We start from the raw sequence: 14,244 nt of genomic DNA, 5'->3' as shown, positions 1-14,244 counted from the left end.
CCCCCCCCCCCCCCCCCCCCCCCCCCCCCCCCCCCCCCCCCCCCCCCCCCCCCCCCCCCCCCCCCCGCCCCACACCCCACCGCAGGCGCTACGCACGCCCCCACCGAACCGGCACAGGCGCCGCAGGCATCAGTGCGAACCCCCACCAAGAAGCCACAGGCCGCCGCAGGCATCACCGCGAACCCCCACCAAGGAGCCACAGGCCGCCGCAGGCATCACCGCGAATCCCCACCGGCCCGAACCCGCCCACCAGCGGCGACGCTCAGTCCACCACGGAAGCCCTCCGCGTCAGCAGCCACGGCTCGACCACGCCGAGTCCACGCACCGGCCGCTGCCACATCGGTTGAAGCGCGAACCGGTACACCGGTGGCTCCTCGCCCTCCTTCTCCGCGGCGACAGCGGCCTCCGCCGCCTCCGCCTCCGAAGCCGGTGCCTCGCCCGTCCGGATGAGCTCGTGCGCGAACGCGCTGTCGACGAGGACGGCGTCCCGCGGAGCTATGGAGGTCAGCCGGGACGCGAGATTCACGGTCGTACCGAAGACATCGCCCATTCGGGTGGTGACGGTGCCGAACGCGATGCCCACACGCAGCTCCGGCATCGTCTCGTCGTTCGCCATCGTCTCGATGAGCCGCAGCGCGATCTCCGCCGCGACCCCGGCGTCGTCGGCCGCGTACAGAACCTCGTCGCCCAGGGTCTTGATCAGCCGCCCGCCGCGCGCCGCCACCAGGTCGGCCGCCGTGGTCTCGAAGGCCTCGACGAGCTCGCCGAGTTCCTCCTCCTCCATCCGGCGGGTCAGCCGGGTGAAGCCGACCAGGTCGGCGAAGCCCACGGCCAGGCGCCGGTCGACCATCTCCTCGTCGTCCCCGGCCTGCACGACCCGGCCGGTCGCGGCGGCCAGCTGCCGGCGCCAGACGTAGACGAGGAACTCCTCCAGCTCGGGCAGCAGCAGCTCGACCAGGGGATAGGTGACCTCGGTCCGGGTCATGCCCGGCTCCGGCGGCTCGGTCAGCCCCTCCAGGAAGGAGTCGATCTGCCACTCGGCGAGCCGTGCGGTGGTCTGCCCCGTGGACCGGGCCACCTGCACGGCCATGGCCTCGCTGAGCAGCCCCGCCTCCACGAGACCCGCCAGCCGCCTCAGCGCCAGCACATCGGCCTCGGTCAGCGCCTTGGCCTGCCCGATGTCGGCGAAGCCCATCGCCCGCCAGAAGCGCGACGCCAGCTCCATGGAGACACCCGCGCTGCGGGCCGCCTGAAACGGTGTGTAGCGCCGCTCGGCGCCGAGGATGAGGCCTTCGAGGCGCAGGGCGAGCGGATCCTCGCCGGGGTCGGCGGCATGGGGGTCCACCCCGCCGTCCGCGCCCGTGCCGGAGCCCGTGTCGTCGACGGTCACGCCTGCTGCCTTTCCGATCTGCCGCGGTCAGTAATCGACCGGCCTTCACTGTACGGCAGGTGTGGGCCACCTCACTCCGGAAGCCGGATCAGACGGCCTCACGCAGGCCGCAGGTGCACGATGTCCCCGGCTCCCACCGGTTCCTGCACCCCTTCCCCGGTCGCCAGCACCAGCCGTCCGTCGCCGTCGATGGCGACCGCCTCGCCAGTGACCGCCCGTTCTCCCGGCAGCTCGGCCCGCACCGTCCTTCCCAAGGTCGCGCATCCCGCCGCGTACGTCTCCTGGAGTCCGCTGGCCACCGGGTCGCCCGCGGCGGCCCGCCAGCGCCCGTACCACTCCTCCAGGGACCGCAGCACCGCCCGCAGCAGCGGATCCCGGTCGGTGCTCACGGCTCCGGCGAGGGCAAGGGAACCCGCCTGGGGTACGGGCAGCTCGTCCGCGCGCAGGGTGACGTTGATCCCGGCGCCGATGACCACCCCGACGCTCCCGGCCCGCTCCGCCAGGATCCCGCCGGCCTTGCGTTCCTCGCCGCCCACGGTGACCAGCAGGTCGTTCGGCCACTTGAGTGCCGTGTCCACGCCCGCCGACCGGGACAGCCCCGCCGCCACGGCCACCCCGGTGAGCAGCGGCAGCCAGCCCCAGCGGGCCACCGGCACCTCGGCCGGGTTCAGCAGCACGGAGAAGAACAGGCCCGAGCGGGCCGGCGCCGTCCAGTCCCGGTCCAGGCGCCCCTTGCCGGCCGTCTGCTCCTCGGCGATCAGGACCGCGCCCTCGTCCGCCTTGCCCTCGGTGGCCAGGGCCACCAGGTCGGTGTTGGTGGAACCGGTGCGCTGCACCACGTCCACATCGCGCCACAGCCCGCCCTCCCGCACGAGCCCGCGCCGCAGCGCGACGGCGTTGAGCGGCGGACGGTCCAGGTCGGACCAGCGGCTGTCGTCTGATGCATCTCGCGGCGTCATGCAAGCCACCCTAGGTGTGTGAAACGCCGCACTGCTGTTTCCCAGGGCCCCCACTACTCTACGGATGAGTAACCGTCCCCCCTTTTGAGCAGGCAGGGAGCGCCATCCCGATGTCCGAGCCGGAAGAGCGTCACGAGATCCAAGAGACCCAAGGGATCGACATCCACACCACCGCGGGCAAGCTCGCGGATCTCCAGCGCCGTATCGAGGAAGCGACGCACGCCGGCTCCGCACGCGCCGTCGAGAAGCAGCACGCCAAGGGCAAGTTGACGGCCCGTGAGCGCATCGAGCTCCTCCTCGACGAGGACTCCTTCGTCGAGCTCGACGAGTTCGCCCGGCACCGCTCCACCAACTTCGGCCTGGAGAAGAACCGCCCGTACGGCGACGGTGTAGTCACCGGGTACGGAACCGTCGACGGCCGCCCCGTCGCCGTGTTCTCCCAGGACTTCACCGTCTTCGGCGGTGCGCTGGGCGAGGTCTACGGCCAGAAGATCGTCAAGGTCATGGACTTCGCGCTGAAGACCGGCTGCCCGGTCATCGGCATCAACGACTCCGGCGGCGCCCGGATCCAGGAGGGCGTGGCCTCGCTGGGCGCGTACGGCGAGATCTTCCGCCGCAACACCCACGCGAGCGGTGTCATCCCGCAGATCAGCCTCGTCGTGGGCCCGTGTGCCGGCGGCGCGGTGTACTCGCCCGCGATCACCGACTTCACGGTCATGGTCGACCAGACCTCGCACATGTTCATCACCGGCCCGGACGTCATCAAGACGGTCACCGGTGAGGACGTCGGCTTCGAGGAGCTGGGCGGCGCCCGCACCCACAACTCCGCCTCCGGCGTGGCCCATCACATGGCCGGCGACGAGAAGGACGCCATCGAGTACGTCAAGCAGCTGCTGTCGTACCTGCCGTCCAACAACCTCTCCGAGCCCCCGGCGTTCCCGGAGGAGGCGGACCTCTCGGTCACCGACGAGGACCGCGAGCTGGACACGATCGTGCCGGACAGCGCGAACCAGCCGTACGACATGCACGCGGTGATCGAGCACGTCCTGGACGACGCCGAGTTCTTCGAGACGCAGCCGATGTTCGCGCCGAACATCGTCACCGGCTTCGGCCGGGTCGAGGGCCGCCCGGTCGGCATCGTCGCCAACCAGCCGATGCAGTTCGCCGGCTGCCTCGACATCCAGGCCAGCGAGAAGGCCGCCCGCTTCGTGCGGACCTGCGACGCCTTCAACGTCCCGGTCATCACCTTCGTCGACGTCCCCGGCTTCCTGCCCGGCGTCGACCAGGAGCACGACGGCATCATCCGCCGCGGCGCCAAGCTGATCTATGCCTACGCCGAGGCGACGGTGCCGCTGATCACGGTGATCACCCGCAAGGCCTTCGGCGGTGCCTACGACGTCATGGGCTCCAAGCACCTGGGCGCGGACCTCAACCTCGCCTGGCCGACCGCGCAGATCGCCGTCATGGGCGCCCAGGGCGCGGTCAACATCCTGCACCGCCGCACTCTCGCGGAGGCCGAAGCGAGCGGCGAGGACGTCGAGGCGGTGCGCGCACGGCTGATCCAGGAGTACGAGGACACCCTCCTCAACCCCTATGTCGCGGCCGAGCGCGGCTACATCGACGCGGTGATCATGCCGTCCGACACCCGTCTGAACGTCGTCCGGGGTCTGCGTCAGCTGCGCACCAAGCGGGAATCCCTGCCTCCGAAGAAGCACGGCAACATCCCCCTCTAGGCCCGCCGGGAGCCGTCATGAACATCAAGGTCCTACGGGGCAACCCGACACCGGAGGAGCTGGCCGCCGCACTCGCGGTGGTCCGCGCCCGCGCCGCGGCGGCGGCAGCCACGCCGCCCGGCGCACCCGAGCCGCGGGACGGGTGGTCGGACCCGTCCCGCATCGCCGCCCACCGGCTGCCACAGCCGGGCCCGGCAACCTGGGCCCGCACCTTCTGGCCCGGCTAGGCCGTGTCCTGGAGGTGCGGTGACACGACTTCGGCCATCACCTCGTACCCGGCGTCGTTCGGGTGCAGGTGGTCGCCGAAGTCGTACGACGGGTGCAGCCGGTCGGGGTCCGCGGGGTCGGCCAGCGCCCGGTTCAGGTCCACCACCGCGTCGTACTCCCCCGAGCAACGGATCCACTCGTTCAGCTCGTGGCTCACCTTGGCCGCGTGCTCGCCCCAGTGGTCCGACCCCGCGAACGGCAGCAGGGTGCAGCCGAGCACCCTCAGCCCGGCCGCCCTGCCCTGCCGTATCAATTCCCGGTGCCCGGCGATGAGTTCCGCCGCCTCCAGCACCGGTGCCGGCTTGTAGGTCGGCTGCTCGTCCGTCTCGCTGAAGCCGATGTCGTTCAGGCCGAGCAGGACGACGAGGGTGTCCACGCCGGGCCGGTCGAGGACGTCCCGGCGCAGTCGGCCCACGCCCCTGTCGCCGTACCAGGCGGAGTCGTTGAGCAGCAGGTTCCCGCCGATGCCGGCGTTCAGCACCGGGCGTTTGGTGCGTGCCGTGAGCGCGTCCGACCAGCGCCGGTTCGCGTCCGGTGTCGAGCCGAACCCGTCCGTGACCGAGTCGCCGAAGAGGGCGACGGCGTCCGTGCGGTCGGCGTCGACCTCCACCGCCGACAGGAAGTACCAGGACTCGCTCGCCGCGTCGAAGCCCGCGCCGCCGGCGTCCGCCGACCGGTCCCCCTGGCCCCGGTAGCCGGTGGCGAATGCCTGGGCGTGGAAGGTCGCGGGGCCGGTCGCGGCGTCGAAGTACAGGGTGACGGTCACCGACTCCCCGGCGCCGACCGGCAGCGGGACCTCGTCGCTCACGATCTCCCCACGCGCCGGAATCTCCGCCGGGCCCGATCCCGCGAAGGTCAGCCGGGTGAGCGAGCCCGGCGCCACGGCGGCTCCGGCGGCCGTACGCCCCACGCTCGCGCCGGCGACGCGCACGGGCGAGCTGCCGTACGCGTGGGACAGCCGCACCCGCAGCCGGCCCCCGCCCGCGGAGAGCCGTACGACCTGTCGCAGCGACTGGCGCCAGAAGCCCTCGCGGGACCAGTTGGGCATGAAGCCCTCGCTGGGCGACTGGGGCGAGGCGATCCAGGCAGCGGTGAACATGACACACCCTCCAAACGGAACCAAAGTCCCTTTAGCTTTAATGAAACCGTAGCACCGTTTAGGGGAAAGTTGAGTATGCGTACTCAGGCGCCCCCGCGGGCACCCGACCGACGATGGAAGGCATGCTGTGGTCCGACCCCGAGAACGAGCCGCCCCAAGAACTGCGCGACACGCAGGAGATGTTGCGGCGGCTGGGCGTTCTCATGGCGCTGGCCATGGTGCTCACGATGATCGTGCTCGGGCTGAGATGAGCCCGGCCGGGCACGCCGATACGCTGGCCGCATGACTGATCAGCCCCGCCGCCGGCTCGTCCTCGCCTCGCAGTCCCCCGCCCGCCTCAATCTGCTCCGGCAGGCGGGTCTGGCTCCCGAGGTCATCGTGAGCGGCGTCGACGAGGACGCCGTCACCGCACCCACCCCCGCCGAACTGGCGCTGGCCCTGGCCGAGGCGAAGGCTTCCGTGGTGGCCGCGAAGCCCGAGGTGAAGGGCGCGATCGTGATCGGCTGCGACTCCGTCCTGGACCTGGACGGCCAGGCCCTGGGCAAGCCGGCCGACGCCGAGGAGGCCACCGCGCGCTGGAAGGCGATGCGCGGCCGGGCGGGCACACTGCAGACCGGCCACTGCATCTACGACACCGTGACCGGCCGGTACACCTCCGCCACCGCCTCCACGGTCGTCCGCTTCGGCGAACCGACGGACGAGGAGATCGCGGCCTACGTCGCCTCCGGCGAACCGCTCTACGTCGCCGGGGCGTTCACCCTCGACGGCCGCTCGGCCCCGTTCATCGACGGCATCGAGGGCGACCACGGCAATGTGATCGGCATCAGCCTGCCGCTGGTACGGCGGCTGCTGGGACAACTGGGCATCGGCATCACGGAGTTGTGGGCGCCGGCGGAGGGCTGACCGGGGAGCCGGACGCCGGGGGGCCGTCGACCGCAGTGGCACCCGCCGGAGAGCCGTCGCCGCCCGGGCCGCCGTCGGAAGCCGTGCCGGTGGGCCGCTCGGGCGTGGCCTGGGCGTCGTAGGTCATCAGCAGCAGCACGATGAGGCCGAGCACGACCATCATGTACAGGAACGCCGTCCAGCCCACCAGCCCCCAGGCGAACGCGCCCAGCAGCCCGTGCACCACGGCCGCGCTGATCAGCAGAATGCGGCCTAGGCCGGCCGGGGCACGGTCGCGCACCGCCACCAACAGGGCGACCAGGCCGCACAGCGCGAAGTAGGCGCCGAAGGCGACGCCACCAATCTTCGAGGACATCGACATAACGTCCGGGTCCAGGCCGGCCAGGGACATGTCCTGCCGGTCCACGACGACCCCGAGGAACCACTGCACCGCCGCCACGCCGACCGCCTCGACGACGAGCACGACCGCCACCACCCACGCCACCGGCCTGCGCACCACCGGTCCCCACCCACTTCCGAGCGTTCGTTACCCCAAGCACGTTCGAGACATCGCGAACGCTACTAACGGGTAAACCCGGGGACAAGGGTTCGGGCGCGGGCAAAGAATCATTGGGCCATTCGTAGGGATTCCACAAAGAAACAGAGTGGCCCGCAGCACGTGATGACAGAGACCTTGACCACAGCGGAGGGCTAGGGTTTTCCGGGACAGACCTGCGTGCCGAGGCGCGACATGGGATTTCGCAGGTCGAGCGAGCCTGGAATCACGCTCCGTGTGGGCAAGCTCACCACTGGGGACGGGTCGATGTGGCGTGTCGGCAGTCCCTAAACTCGGCTTGTTTCAAGGAGGGAGCCTCAATCGTGCGCAAGGTGCTCATCGCCAACCGTGGCGAAATCGCTGTCCGCGTAGCCCGGGCCTGCCGGGATGCCGGGATCGCGAGCGTGGCCGTCTACGCGGATCCGGACCGGGACGCTCTGCATGTCCGCGCCGCGGATGAGGCGTTCGCCCTGGGCGGTGACACCCCGGCCACCAGTTACCTGGACATCGACAAGGTCTTGAAGGCGGCGCGCGAGGCCGGGGCGGACGCTGTCCACCCGGGCTACGGCTTCCTGTCGGAGAACGCCGAGTTCGCCCAGGCCGTCCTGGACGCCGGACTGATCTGGATCGGCCCGCCGCCGCAGGCCATCCGCGACCTCGGTGACAAGGTCGCCGCCCGGCACATCGCCCAGCGTGCCGGTGCCCCGCTCGTGGCGGGTACGCCCGACCCGGTCTCCGGCGCCGACGAGGTCGTCGCCTTCGCCGAGGAACACGGCCTGCCCATCGCCATCAAGGCGGCCTTCGGCGGCGGCGGACGCGGCCTGAAGGTCGCCCGCACCCTCGAAGAAGTCCCCGAGCTGTACGACTCCGCGGTGCGTGAGGCGGTCGCCGCCTTCGGCCGCGGCGAGTGCTTCGTCGAGCGCTACCTGGACAAGCCGCGCCACGTCGAGACCCAGTGCCTCGCCGACACGCACGGCAACGTGGTCGTGGTCTCCACCCGTGACTGCTCCCTCCAGCGCCGCCACCAGAAGCTGGTCGAGGAGGCGCCCGCGCCCTTCCTCTCCGACGCGCAGGTCGCCGAGCTGTACTCCGCCTCCAAGGCGATCCTCAAGGAAGCCGGCTACGTCGGCGCCGGCACCGTCGAGTTCCTCGTCGGCCTCGACGGCACGATCTCCTTCCTCGAGGTCAACACCCGGCTCCAGGTCGAGCATCCGGTCACCGAGGAGGTCGCCGGCATCGACCTGGTGCGCGAGATGTTCCGCATCGCCGACGGCGAGGCACTCGGCTACGGCGACCCCGAGCTGCGCGGCCACTCCTTCGAGTTCCGCATCAACGGCGAGGACCCGGGCCGCAACTTCCTGCCGGCCCCCGGCACCGTCACCTCGTTCGCCCCGCCGTCCGGCCCGGGCGTCCGCCTGGACGCGGGCGTGGAGTCCGGCAGCGTGATCGGCCCGGCCTGGGACTCCCTGCTGGCCAAGCTGATCGTCACCGGCGCCACCCGTGAGCAGGCCCTGCAGCGTGCGGCCCGCGCCCTGGAGGAGTTCCAGGTCGAGGGCATGGCCACCGCCATCCCGTTCCACCGCGCGGTGGTCAAGGACCCGGCGTTCGCACCCGAGCTCACCGGCTCCGCCGACCCGTTCACGGTCCACACCCGCTGGATCGAGACCGAGTTCGTCAACGACATCAAGCCCTTCGCCGCCCCCGCCGACACCGAGGCCGACGAGGAGAGCGGCCGTGAGACGGTCGTCGTCGAGGTCGGCGGCAAGCGCCTGGAGGTCTCCCTGCCGGCCTCGCTCGGCATGACCCTGGCCCGCACCGGTCTGGCCGCGGGCGCCAAGCCCAAGCGCCGCGCGGCCAAGAAGTCAGGCCCGGCCGCCTCCGGCGACACCCTCGCCTCCCCGATGCAGGGCACCATCGTCAAGGTCGCCGTCGAGGAGGGCCAGGAGGTCAAGGAAGGCGACCTGATCGTCGTCCTCGAGGCGATGAAGATGGAACAGCCGCTGAACGCTCACAAGTCCGGCACCATCAAGGGCCTGTCCGCCGAGATCGGCGCCTCGCTCACCTCGGGTGCCGCGATCTGCGAGATCAAGGACTGACCCCGCGGCACCAGCCTTGCGGCAACCGAGGCGCCCGGCGGACCGGAAGTACACGGTCCGCCGGGCGCCACGTTTCTGAGGGCCGTTCATGGTCGGTGGCATCCTGGAGGCACGCCCGGGGCGTGAGGAGAGGGCAGGTGAGAGCAGTGGGGGACGCGACCTCGCAGGAGGATGCCGGGACCGCGGGCCTGGCGGCGACGCCGGCCCAGCCGCGCCCGATGCGCGCCGACGCCCGCCGCAACCATGAACGCCTGCTCACCGAGGCCCGCGCCGCCTTCGCCGAGCACGGCACGGACGCCTCACTCGAGGACGTGGCCCGCCGCGCGGGCGTCGGTATCGGCACGCTCTACCGCCACTTCCCCAACCGCGACGCCCTGTTGAGCGCGGTGTTCGAGGAGGCGGTGGGCGAGCTGCTGACCCGCTCGCACGAGCTGCTGCGCGCACCGGAGCCGTGTGCGGCCCTGGTGGCCTGGCTCAGGGAGATGGTGAGACACGCCGGGGAGTACCGCGGGCTGGCCCGCTCCCTGATGTCCGTCTCCTCCGACCGCACCTCGGCGCTGGCCCGGTGCAGCGACCCGATCCGCGAGGCGGGCGGCGCGCTGCTGTCCCGAGCCCAGGCGTCGGGGGCGGTCCGCCCCGACGTGGCCGTCGGTGACCTGCTCCAGCTCACCCATGCGATCGCACTGGCGACGGAGGGGACACCCGACGACCCCGAGCTGGCGGACCGGCTGCTGATGCTGACCTTGCGGGGCCTGAAGGCGGACTGAGCGGCAACCGGCTTCGAGGGCCCGGGAAACCGCACGCCGACCGGCCACGAACAACGCGACCGGCCACGAAGAACCAGCACTCGCGCACCACCACGAACCCTACGACGGCGAACGGGTGAACCTACCGCCGCCGCAGATCGGCAACCCGCGCCCGCTCCCGCTCGGCCGGCCCCTGCTCGCCCAGCACCGAGGCGGCGGTCCTCAGCCCCGCCCCCACGGCGCGCCCCGCGCCGGCGGCCCGCGGCCCCGGCAGGGCACGGCGCCGAGCCGGGACCTCGTCACCCCCCGACGCCCCGGTCGCCCCGGCGACGGCGATCTGCACCCCCTGGTCGGCAAGGGCCTGCAACTCGGTGTGGGCACGGTCGTCATGCCCCGGCGGCTCATCGGTGACCAGCCGGGTGATGACATCGGTCGGCACCGTCTGGAACATCGTGTCCGTGCCGAGCTTGGTGTGATCGGCGAGGACGACGACCTCCGCAGCCGCCTGGACGAGTGCCCGGTCGACGGACGCCGAGAGCATGTTGGACGTGGACAGTCCGCGCTCGGCGGTGAGCCCGCTCCCGGAGATGAAGGCCCGCGACACCCGCAGCCCCTGGAGGGACTGCTCGGCGCCACTGCCCACCAGGGCGTAGTTCGACCCGCGGAGCGTGCCACCGGTCATCACGACCTCGACCCGGTTGGCGTGGGCCAGGGCCTGCGCCACCAGCAGGGAGTTGGTGACGACGGTCAGCCCGGGCACGCGCGCGAGCCGGCGTGCCAGCTCCTGCGTGGTGGTTCCCGCCCCGACGACGATCGCCTCGCCCTCTTCCACGAAATTCGCGGCGAGGTCGGCGATGGCCGTCTTCTCGGCGGTCGCGAGATGTGACTTCTGCGGAAAGCCGGACTCCCGCGTGAACCCGCCCGGCAATACCGCACCGCCATGCCGGCGGTCGAGGAGTCCTTCTGCCTCCAGTGCGCGCACGTCCCGCCGTACGGTCACTTCGGAGGTCTGGACGACGCGGGCGAGCTCACGGAGCGACACGGCCCCGTTCGCTCGCACCATTTCGAGGATCAATTGGCGACGTTCTGCAGCGAACACGAAACTGACAGTAACCCCAACGACCGTCTGGTTTCAGCAGTTTGCGCCGAATAAACGAAGTTGTTCGCACGCGAGGGCAAGGAGTGGTATAGAGCCTAGTCCCGCAGCCTATGCCGCACGCATGCCCGACAACTCACCGTGACCAGCAAGGAGTTGATTCCAGCCGCTAGATCTCGCCGCCGGACTTCCGGGTGTGCAGCTGTCGTGCCACCTCGGCGATCGAGCCCGAAAGGGACGGGTACACGGTGAAGGCGTTCGCGATCTGTTCGACCGTCAGATTGTTGTCGACCGCGATCGAGATGGGATGGATCAGTTCCGAGGCGCGCGGCGCCACGACCACACCGCCGACCACGATGCCCGTACCCGGCCGGCAGAAGATCTTGACGAAGCCGTCCCGGATGCCCTGCATCTTGGCGCGCGGGTTGCGCAGCAGCGGCAGCTTGACGACCCGGGCGTCGATCTTGCCCGCGTCCACGTCGGCCTGGGTGTAGCCGACGGTGGCGATCTCGGGGTCGGTGAAGACGTTGGAGGACACGGTCTTCAGGTTCAGCGGGGCCACCGCGTCGCCGAGGAAGTGGTACATGGCGATACGTCCCTGCATCGCCGCGACCGACGCGAGCGCGAAGACACCGGTGACGTCACCGGCGGCGTACACACCCGGGGCCGTCGTCCTGGACACCTTGTCGGTCCAGATGTGCCCGGACTCACGCAGCTTGACCCCGGCGTCCTCCAGGCCCATGCCCTCGGAGTTCGGGATGGCGCCGACGGCCATCAGGCAGTGGCTGCCGCTGATGACACGCCCGTCGGCGAGGGTGACCTCGACCCGGTCGCCGACCCGCTTGGCGGCGGCGGCCCGGGAGCGCGCCATGACGTTCATGCCACGCCGCCGGAAGACGTCCTCCAGCACGGCCGCGGCGTCCGGGTCCTCCCCCGGCAGCACGCGGTCCCGCGAGGACACGAGGGTGACCCGCGACCCGAGCGCCTGGTAGGCCCCCGCGAACTCGGCACCGGTGACACCGGATCCGACCACGATGAGCTCCTCGGGCAGCTCGGTGAGGTCGTAGACCTGGGTCCAGTTGAGGATGCGCTCACCGTCGGGCTGGGCGTCCGGCAGCTCCCGGGGATGCCCGCCCGTCGCGATGAGCACGGCGTCGGCGACGAGGGTCTCCTCGGTGCCGTCGGCGGCCCGCACGACGACCTTGCGCGAACCGTCGAGGGCCTGCATGCCCTCCAGCCGGCCACGCCCGCGCATGACGCGGGCGCCCGCCCGGGTGACCGAGGCGGTGATGTCGTGCGACTGCGCCAGCGCGAGCCGCTTCACACGCCGGTTGACCTTGCCGAGGTCGACGCCCACGACGCGCGCCGGGGTGTCGAGGTACGGGGTGTCGTCGGCGACGATGATGCCCAGCTCCTCGTACGAGGAGTCGAAGGTGGTCATCACCTCGGCCGTGGCGATGAGGGTCTTCGAGGGCACGCAGTCGGTGAGCACCGACGCCCCGCCCAGACCGTCGGCGTCGACGACGGTCACCTCCGCGCCGAGCTGAGCGGCGACCAGCGCCGCTTCGTATCCGCCGGGTCCGCCACCGATGATCACGATCCGAGTCACGTACTCCATTGTCCCGCACGCCACACCGTGCGACCGCCTGGGGTGCCGCCCGAGACACCACTGTTACGGGAGGGAGTGACGATCGACCTGCCGTACCCTCTCCCCATGTCGCTCTACGCCGCCTACGCCGGCAATCTCGACGCGCGGCTGATGACCCGCCGCGCCCCGCACTCGCCGCTGCGCGCCACCGGCTGGCTGAACGGGTGGCGGCTGACGTTCGGGGGCGAGCAGCTGGGCTGGGACGGCGCGCTGGCGACGCTCGTGGAGGACCCGATGGAGCAGGTCTTCGTCGCGCTCTACGACATCGCACCGATGGACGAGGAGTCCCTGGACCGCTGGGAGGGCGTCGGCCTCGGCATCTACCGCCGGCTGCGGGTGCGGGCCCACACGCTGGAGGGCGAGGAGCCGGCGTGGGCGTACGTCCTGAACGGCTACGAGGGCGGGCTGCCGTCGGCGCGTTACCTGGGCGAGATCGCCGACGCGGCGGAGTCCGCGGGGGCACCACACGATTACGTGATGGAACTGCGCAAGCGCCCGTGCTGACCGCCTCGACGGCAGGCAGCGCACAGCGTGCGACAAGGGCATCGCCCTGCTGGCCCGCGACCCGTTCCCGTACACGGTCAGCCGCGGCCGCCTGTTGATCTTCACCGCCGCGGCCTTCGACGACAAGGACGTCCTGATCCCCGACGAGTGAGCGAGGAGCTCCGGGCGGACATCTTCGTTGGAAACGACAAGACAACGATCGCCATCCCGTGAGGTCTGTCATCTACGCGCGTAGGACCAAACCGGCTACCCTCAGTCGCGTGAACGCATCTCTTCTTCCGGACGACATCCAGGGCGACCCGCACGCCGCCGCCGACGCCGCCGCCACGCGCCTGCGCGAACTCACCGGCGCCGAGACCCACGACGTCGCCCTGGTGATGGGCTCCGGCTGGGCGCCGGCCGTGGATGCCCTCGGCACCCCCGAGGCCGACCTCCAGGTCACCGAGCTGCCCGGTTTCCCCCCGCCGGCGGTGGAGGGGCACGGCGGCAAGGTCCGCTCGTACAAGATCGGCGACAAGCGCGCCCTGGTCTTCCTGGGCCGCACCCACTACTACGAGGGCCGCGGCGTGGCCGCCGTCTCCCACGGCGTCCGCACCGCCGTGGCGGCCGGCTGCAAGACGATCGTCCTCACCAACGGCTGCGGCGGCCTGCGCGAGGGCATGCGCCCCGGCCAGCCGGTCCTGATCAGCGACCACATCAACCTCACGGCCACCTCCCCCATCCTCGGCGCCAACTTCGTCGACCTCACCGACCTGTACTCCCCCCGCCTGCGCGCCCTGTGCAAGGAGATCGACCCCACGCTGGAGGAGGGCGTCTACGCCCAGTTCCCCGGCCCGCACTACGAGACGCCGGCCGAGATCCGCATGGCCCGCGTGATCGGCGCGGACCTCGTGGGCATGTCGACGGTCCTCGAAGCGATCGCCGCGCGCGAGGCGGGCGCCGAGGTGCTGGGCATCTCCCTGGTCACGAACCTGGCCGCGGGCATGACGGGCGAGCCCCTCAACCACGAGGAGGTCCTCCAGGCAGGCCGCGACTCGGCGACCCGCATGGGCTCCCTGCTGGCGCAGGTCCTCGGCCGCCTCTGAGCGAGACCCCCGGGTCATCGAGGCGGACGAAGGGAAAGCCGCGTACGGCGGGAAGGGGCCGGGGTGGGGGGTGTCCGCCCGCAGCGGCCGGCGTCAAGGAGCAGCACCTCATACGTGCCGCCCCACCGCCGGACCGAGGACGGACACCCCCCCCCCCCCCCCCCCCCCCCCCCCCCCCCCCCC

The 14,244-nt window shown here is 71.5% G+C and carries 14 protein-coding genes; 8 read left to right on the top strand and 6 right to left on the bottom strand.

The genetic code is table 11. From position 1 onward, the window contains the following. Positions 1-262: 262 nt before the first annotated feature. The gene (locus tag ACHBTE_RS35315) at positions 263-1,390 is read right to left on the bottom strand and encodes an adenylate/guanylate cyclase domain-containing protein (protein WP_394729783.1); all 1,128 of its coding nucleotides are present in this window, start codon (positions 1,388-1,390) and stop codon (positions 263-265) included. A 98-nt stretch (positions 1,391-1,488) separates the two neighbouring features. Continuing rightward, positions 1,489-2,349, bottom strand: a complete 861-nt coding sequence (locus ACHBTE_RS35310; RefSeq protein WP_394729781.1) for a biotin--[acetyl-CoA-carboxylase] ligase — start codon at positions 2,347-2,349, stop codon at positions 1,489-1,491. Between the two features lie 110 nt (positions 2,350-2,459). On the opposite strand from ACHBTE_RS35310, the gene ACHBTE_RS35305 reads away from it, so the two are divergent. Next, positions 2,460-4,082: an acyl-CoA carboxylase subunit beta gene (locus ACHBTE_RS35305; protein WP_394729779.1), complete on the top strand. Its 1,623-nt coding sequence runs from the start codon at positions 2,460-2,462 to the stop codon at positions 4,080-4,082. Between the two features lie 17 nt (positions 4,083-4,099). Then, positions 4,100-4,309, top strand: a complete 210-nt coding sequence (locus ACHBTE_RS35300) for an acyl-CoA carboxylase epsilon subunit (protein ID WP_394729777.1) — start codon at positions 4,100-4,102, stop codon at positions 4,307-4,309. Here ACHBTE_RS35300 and ACHBTE_RS35295 read toward each other — a convergent pair. Further along, on the bottom strand, positions 4,306-5,448 hold the full coding sequence (locus ACHBTE_RS35295; protein WP_394729775.1) for an SGNH/GDSL hydrolase family protein: 1,143 nt from the start codon (positions 5,446-5,448) through the stop codon (positions 4,306-4,308). The two genes, ACHBTE_RS35300 and ACHBTE_RS35295, sit on opposite strands and share 4 nt — an antisense overlap. 122 nt (positions 5,449-5,570) lie before the next feature. Here ACHBTE_RS35295 and mmpB point away from each other — a divergent pair, with 122 nt between their 5' ends. After that, entirely contained in the window at positions 5,571-5,699 is a 129-nt protein-coding gene (gene mmpB, locus ACHBTE_RS35290; RefSeq protein WP_394729773.1) for a morphogenic membrane protein MmpB, read from the top strand. 31 nt (positions 5,700-5,730) lie between these two features. Further along, positions 5,731-6,351: a Maf family protein gene (locus ACHBTE_RS35285; protein WP_394729771.1), complete on the top strand. Its 621-nt coding sequence runs from the start codon at positions 5,731-5,733 to the stop codon at positions 6,349-6,351. Here the strand turns inward: ACHBTE_RS35285 and ACHBTE_RS35280 are convergent. Next, a complete protein-coding gene (locus ACHBTE_RS35280) occupies positions 6,320-6,850 on the bottom strand; it encodes a hypothetical protein (protein WP_394729768.1) in 531 nt (176 codons plus the stop codon). The two genes, ACHBTE_RS35285 and ACHBTE_RS35280, sit on opposite strands and share 32 nt — an antisense overlap. A gap of 359 nt (positions 6,851-7,209) precedes the next feature. Here ACHBTE_RS35280 and ACHBTE_RS35275 point away from each other — a divergent pair, with 359 nt between their 5' ends. Both ACHBTE_RS35275 and ACHBTE_RS35270 read left to right on the top strand, forming a co-directional pair. Continuing rightward, positions 7,210-8,982 carry a biotin carboxylase N-terminal domain-containing protein gene (locus ACHBTE_RS35275; protein ID WP_394729766.1) on the top strand — a complete coding sequence of 591 codons (1,773 nt, stop codon included), beginning with the start codon at positions 7,210-7,212 and terminating at the stop codon, positions 8,980-8,982. A 218-nt stretch (positions 8,983-9,200) separates the two neighbouring features. Beyond that, a complete protein-coding gene (locus tag ACHBTE_RS35270) occupies positions 9,201-9,749 on the top strand; it encodes a TetR/AcrR family transcriptional regulator (RefSeq protein WP_394729785.1) in 549 nt (182 codons plus the stop codon). Positions 9,750-9,870: 121 nt separating this feature from the next. On the opposite strand, the gene ACHBTE_RS35265 is transcribed toward ACHBTE_RS35270, so the two are convergent. Both ACHBTE_RS35265 and ACHBTE_RS35260 read right to left on the bottom strand, forming a co-directional pair. Further along, positions 9,871-10,827: a DeoR/GlpR family DNA-binding transcription regulator gene (locus ACHBTE_RS35265; RefSeq protein ID WP_394729764.1), complete on the bottom strand. Its 957-nt coding sequence runs from the start codon at positions 10,825-10,827 to the stop codon at positions 9,871-9,873. 166 nt (positions 10,828-10,993) lie between these two features. Next, the gene (locus ACHBTE_RS35260) at positions 10,994-12,457 is read right to left on the bottom strand and encodes an NAD(P)H-quinone dehydrogenase (protein WP_394729762.1); all 1,464 of its coding nucleotides are present in this window, start codon (positions 12,455-12,457) and stop codon (positions 10,994-10,996) included. An 81-nt stretch (positions 12,458-12,538) separates the two neighbouring features. Here ACHBTE_RS35260 and ACHBTE_RS35255 point away from each other — a divergent pair, with 81 nt between their 5' ends. Together ACHBTE_RS35255 and ACHBTE_RS35250 are read left to right on the top strand one after the other, a co-directional pair. Beyond that, the gene (locus ACHBTE_RS35255) at positions 12,539-12,976 is read left to right on the top strand and encodes a gamma-glutamylcyclotransferase (RefSeq protein WP_394729760.1); all 438 of its coding nucleotides are present in this window, start codon (positions 12,539-12,541) and stop codon (positions 12,974-12,976) included. A gap of 260 nt (positions 12,977-13,236) precedes the next feature. Continuing rightward, complete coding sequence (locus ACHBTE_RS35250; protein ID WP_394729758.1) at positions 13,237-14,061, top strand: purine-nucleoside phosphorylase; 825 nt, start codon at positions 13,237-13,239, stop codon at positions 14,059-14,061. Positions 14,062-14,244: the final 183 nt, after the last annotated feature.

The organism is Streptomyces sp. M41, from assembly GCF_043673425.1.
In the GTDB taxonomy this organism is placed as follows: Bacteria; Actinomycetota; Actinomycetes; order Streptomycetales; family Streptomycetaceae; genus Streptomyces.
The sequence above is the reverse complement of the archived record's forward strand: the minus strand, read 5'-3'. Positions and strand labels throughout refer to the sequence as shown.

Excerpts from the sequence above, each read along its gene's own strand:
- ACHBTE_RS35305 (WP_394729779.1), top strand. The coding sequence starts at position 2,460 with ATGTCCGAGCCGGAAGAGCGTCACGAGATCCAAGAGACCCAAGGGATC.
- ACHBTE_RS35295 (WP_394729775.1), bottom strand. The coding sequence starts at position 5,448 with ATGTTCACCGCTGCCTGGATCGCCTCGCCCCAGTCGCCCAGCGAGGGC.
- ACHBTE_RS35255 (WP_394729760.1), top strand. The coding sequence starts at position 12,539 with ATGTCGCTCTACGCCGCCTACGCCGGCAATCTCGACGCGCGGCTGATG.
- ACHBTE_RS35300 (WP_394729777.1), top strand. The coding sequence starts at position 4,100 with ATGAACATCAAGGTCCTACGGGGCAACCCGACACCGGAGGAGCTGGCC.
- ACHBTE_RS35310 (WP_394729781.1), bottom strand. The coding sequence starts at position 2,349 with ATGACGCCGCGAGATGCATCAGACGACAGCCGCTGGTCCGACCTGGAC.
- ACHBTE_RS35270 (WP_394729785.1), top strand. The coding sequence starts at position 9,201 with ATGCGCGCCGACGCCCGCCGCAACCATGAACGCCTGCTCACCGAGGCC.
- mmpB (WP_394729773.1), top strand. The coding sequence starts at position 5,571 with ATGCTGTGGTCCGACCCCGAGAACGAGCCGCCCCAAGAACTGCGCGAC.
- ACHBTE_RS35285 (WP_394729771.1), top strand. The coding sequence starts at position 5,731 with ATGACTGATCAGCCCCGCCGCCGGCTCGTCCTCGCCTCGCAGTCCCCC.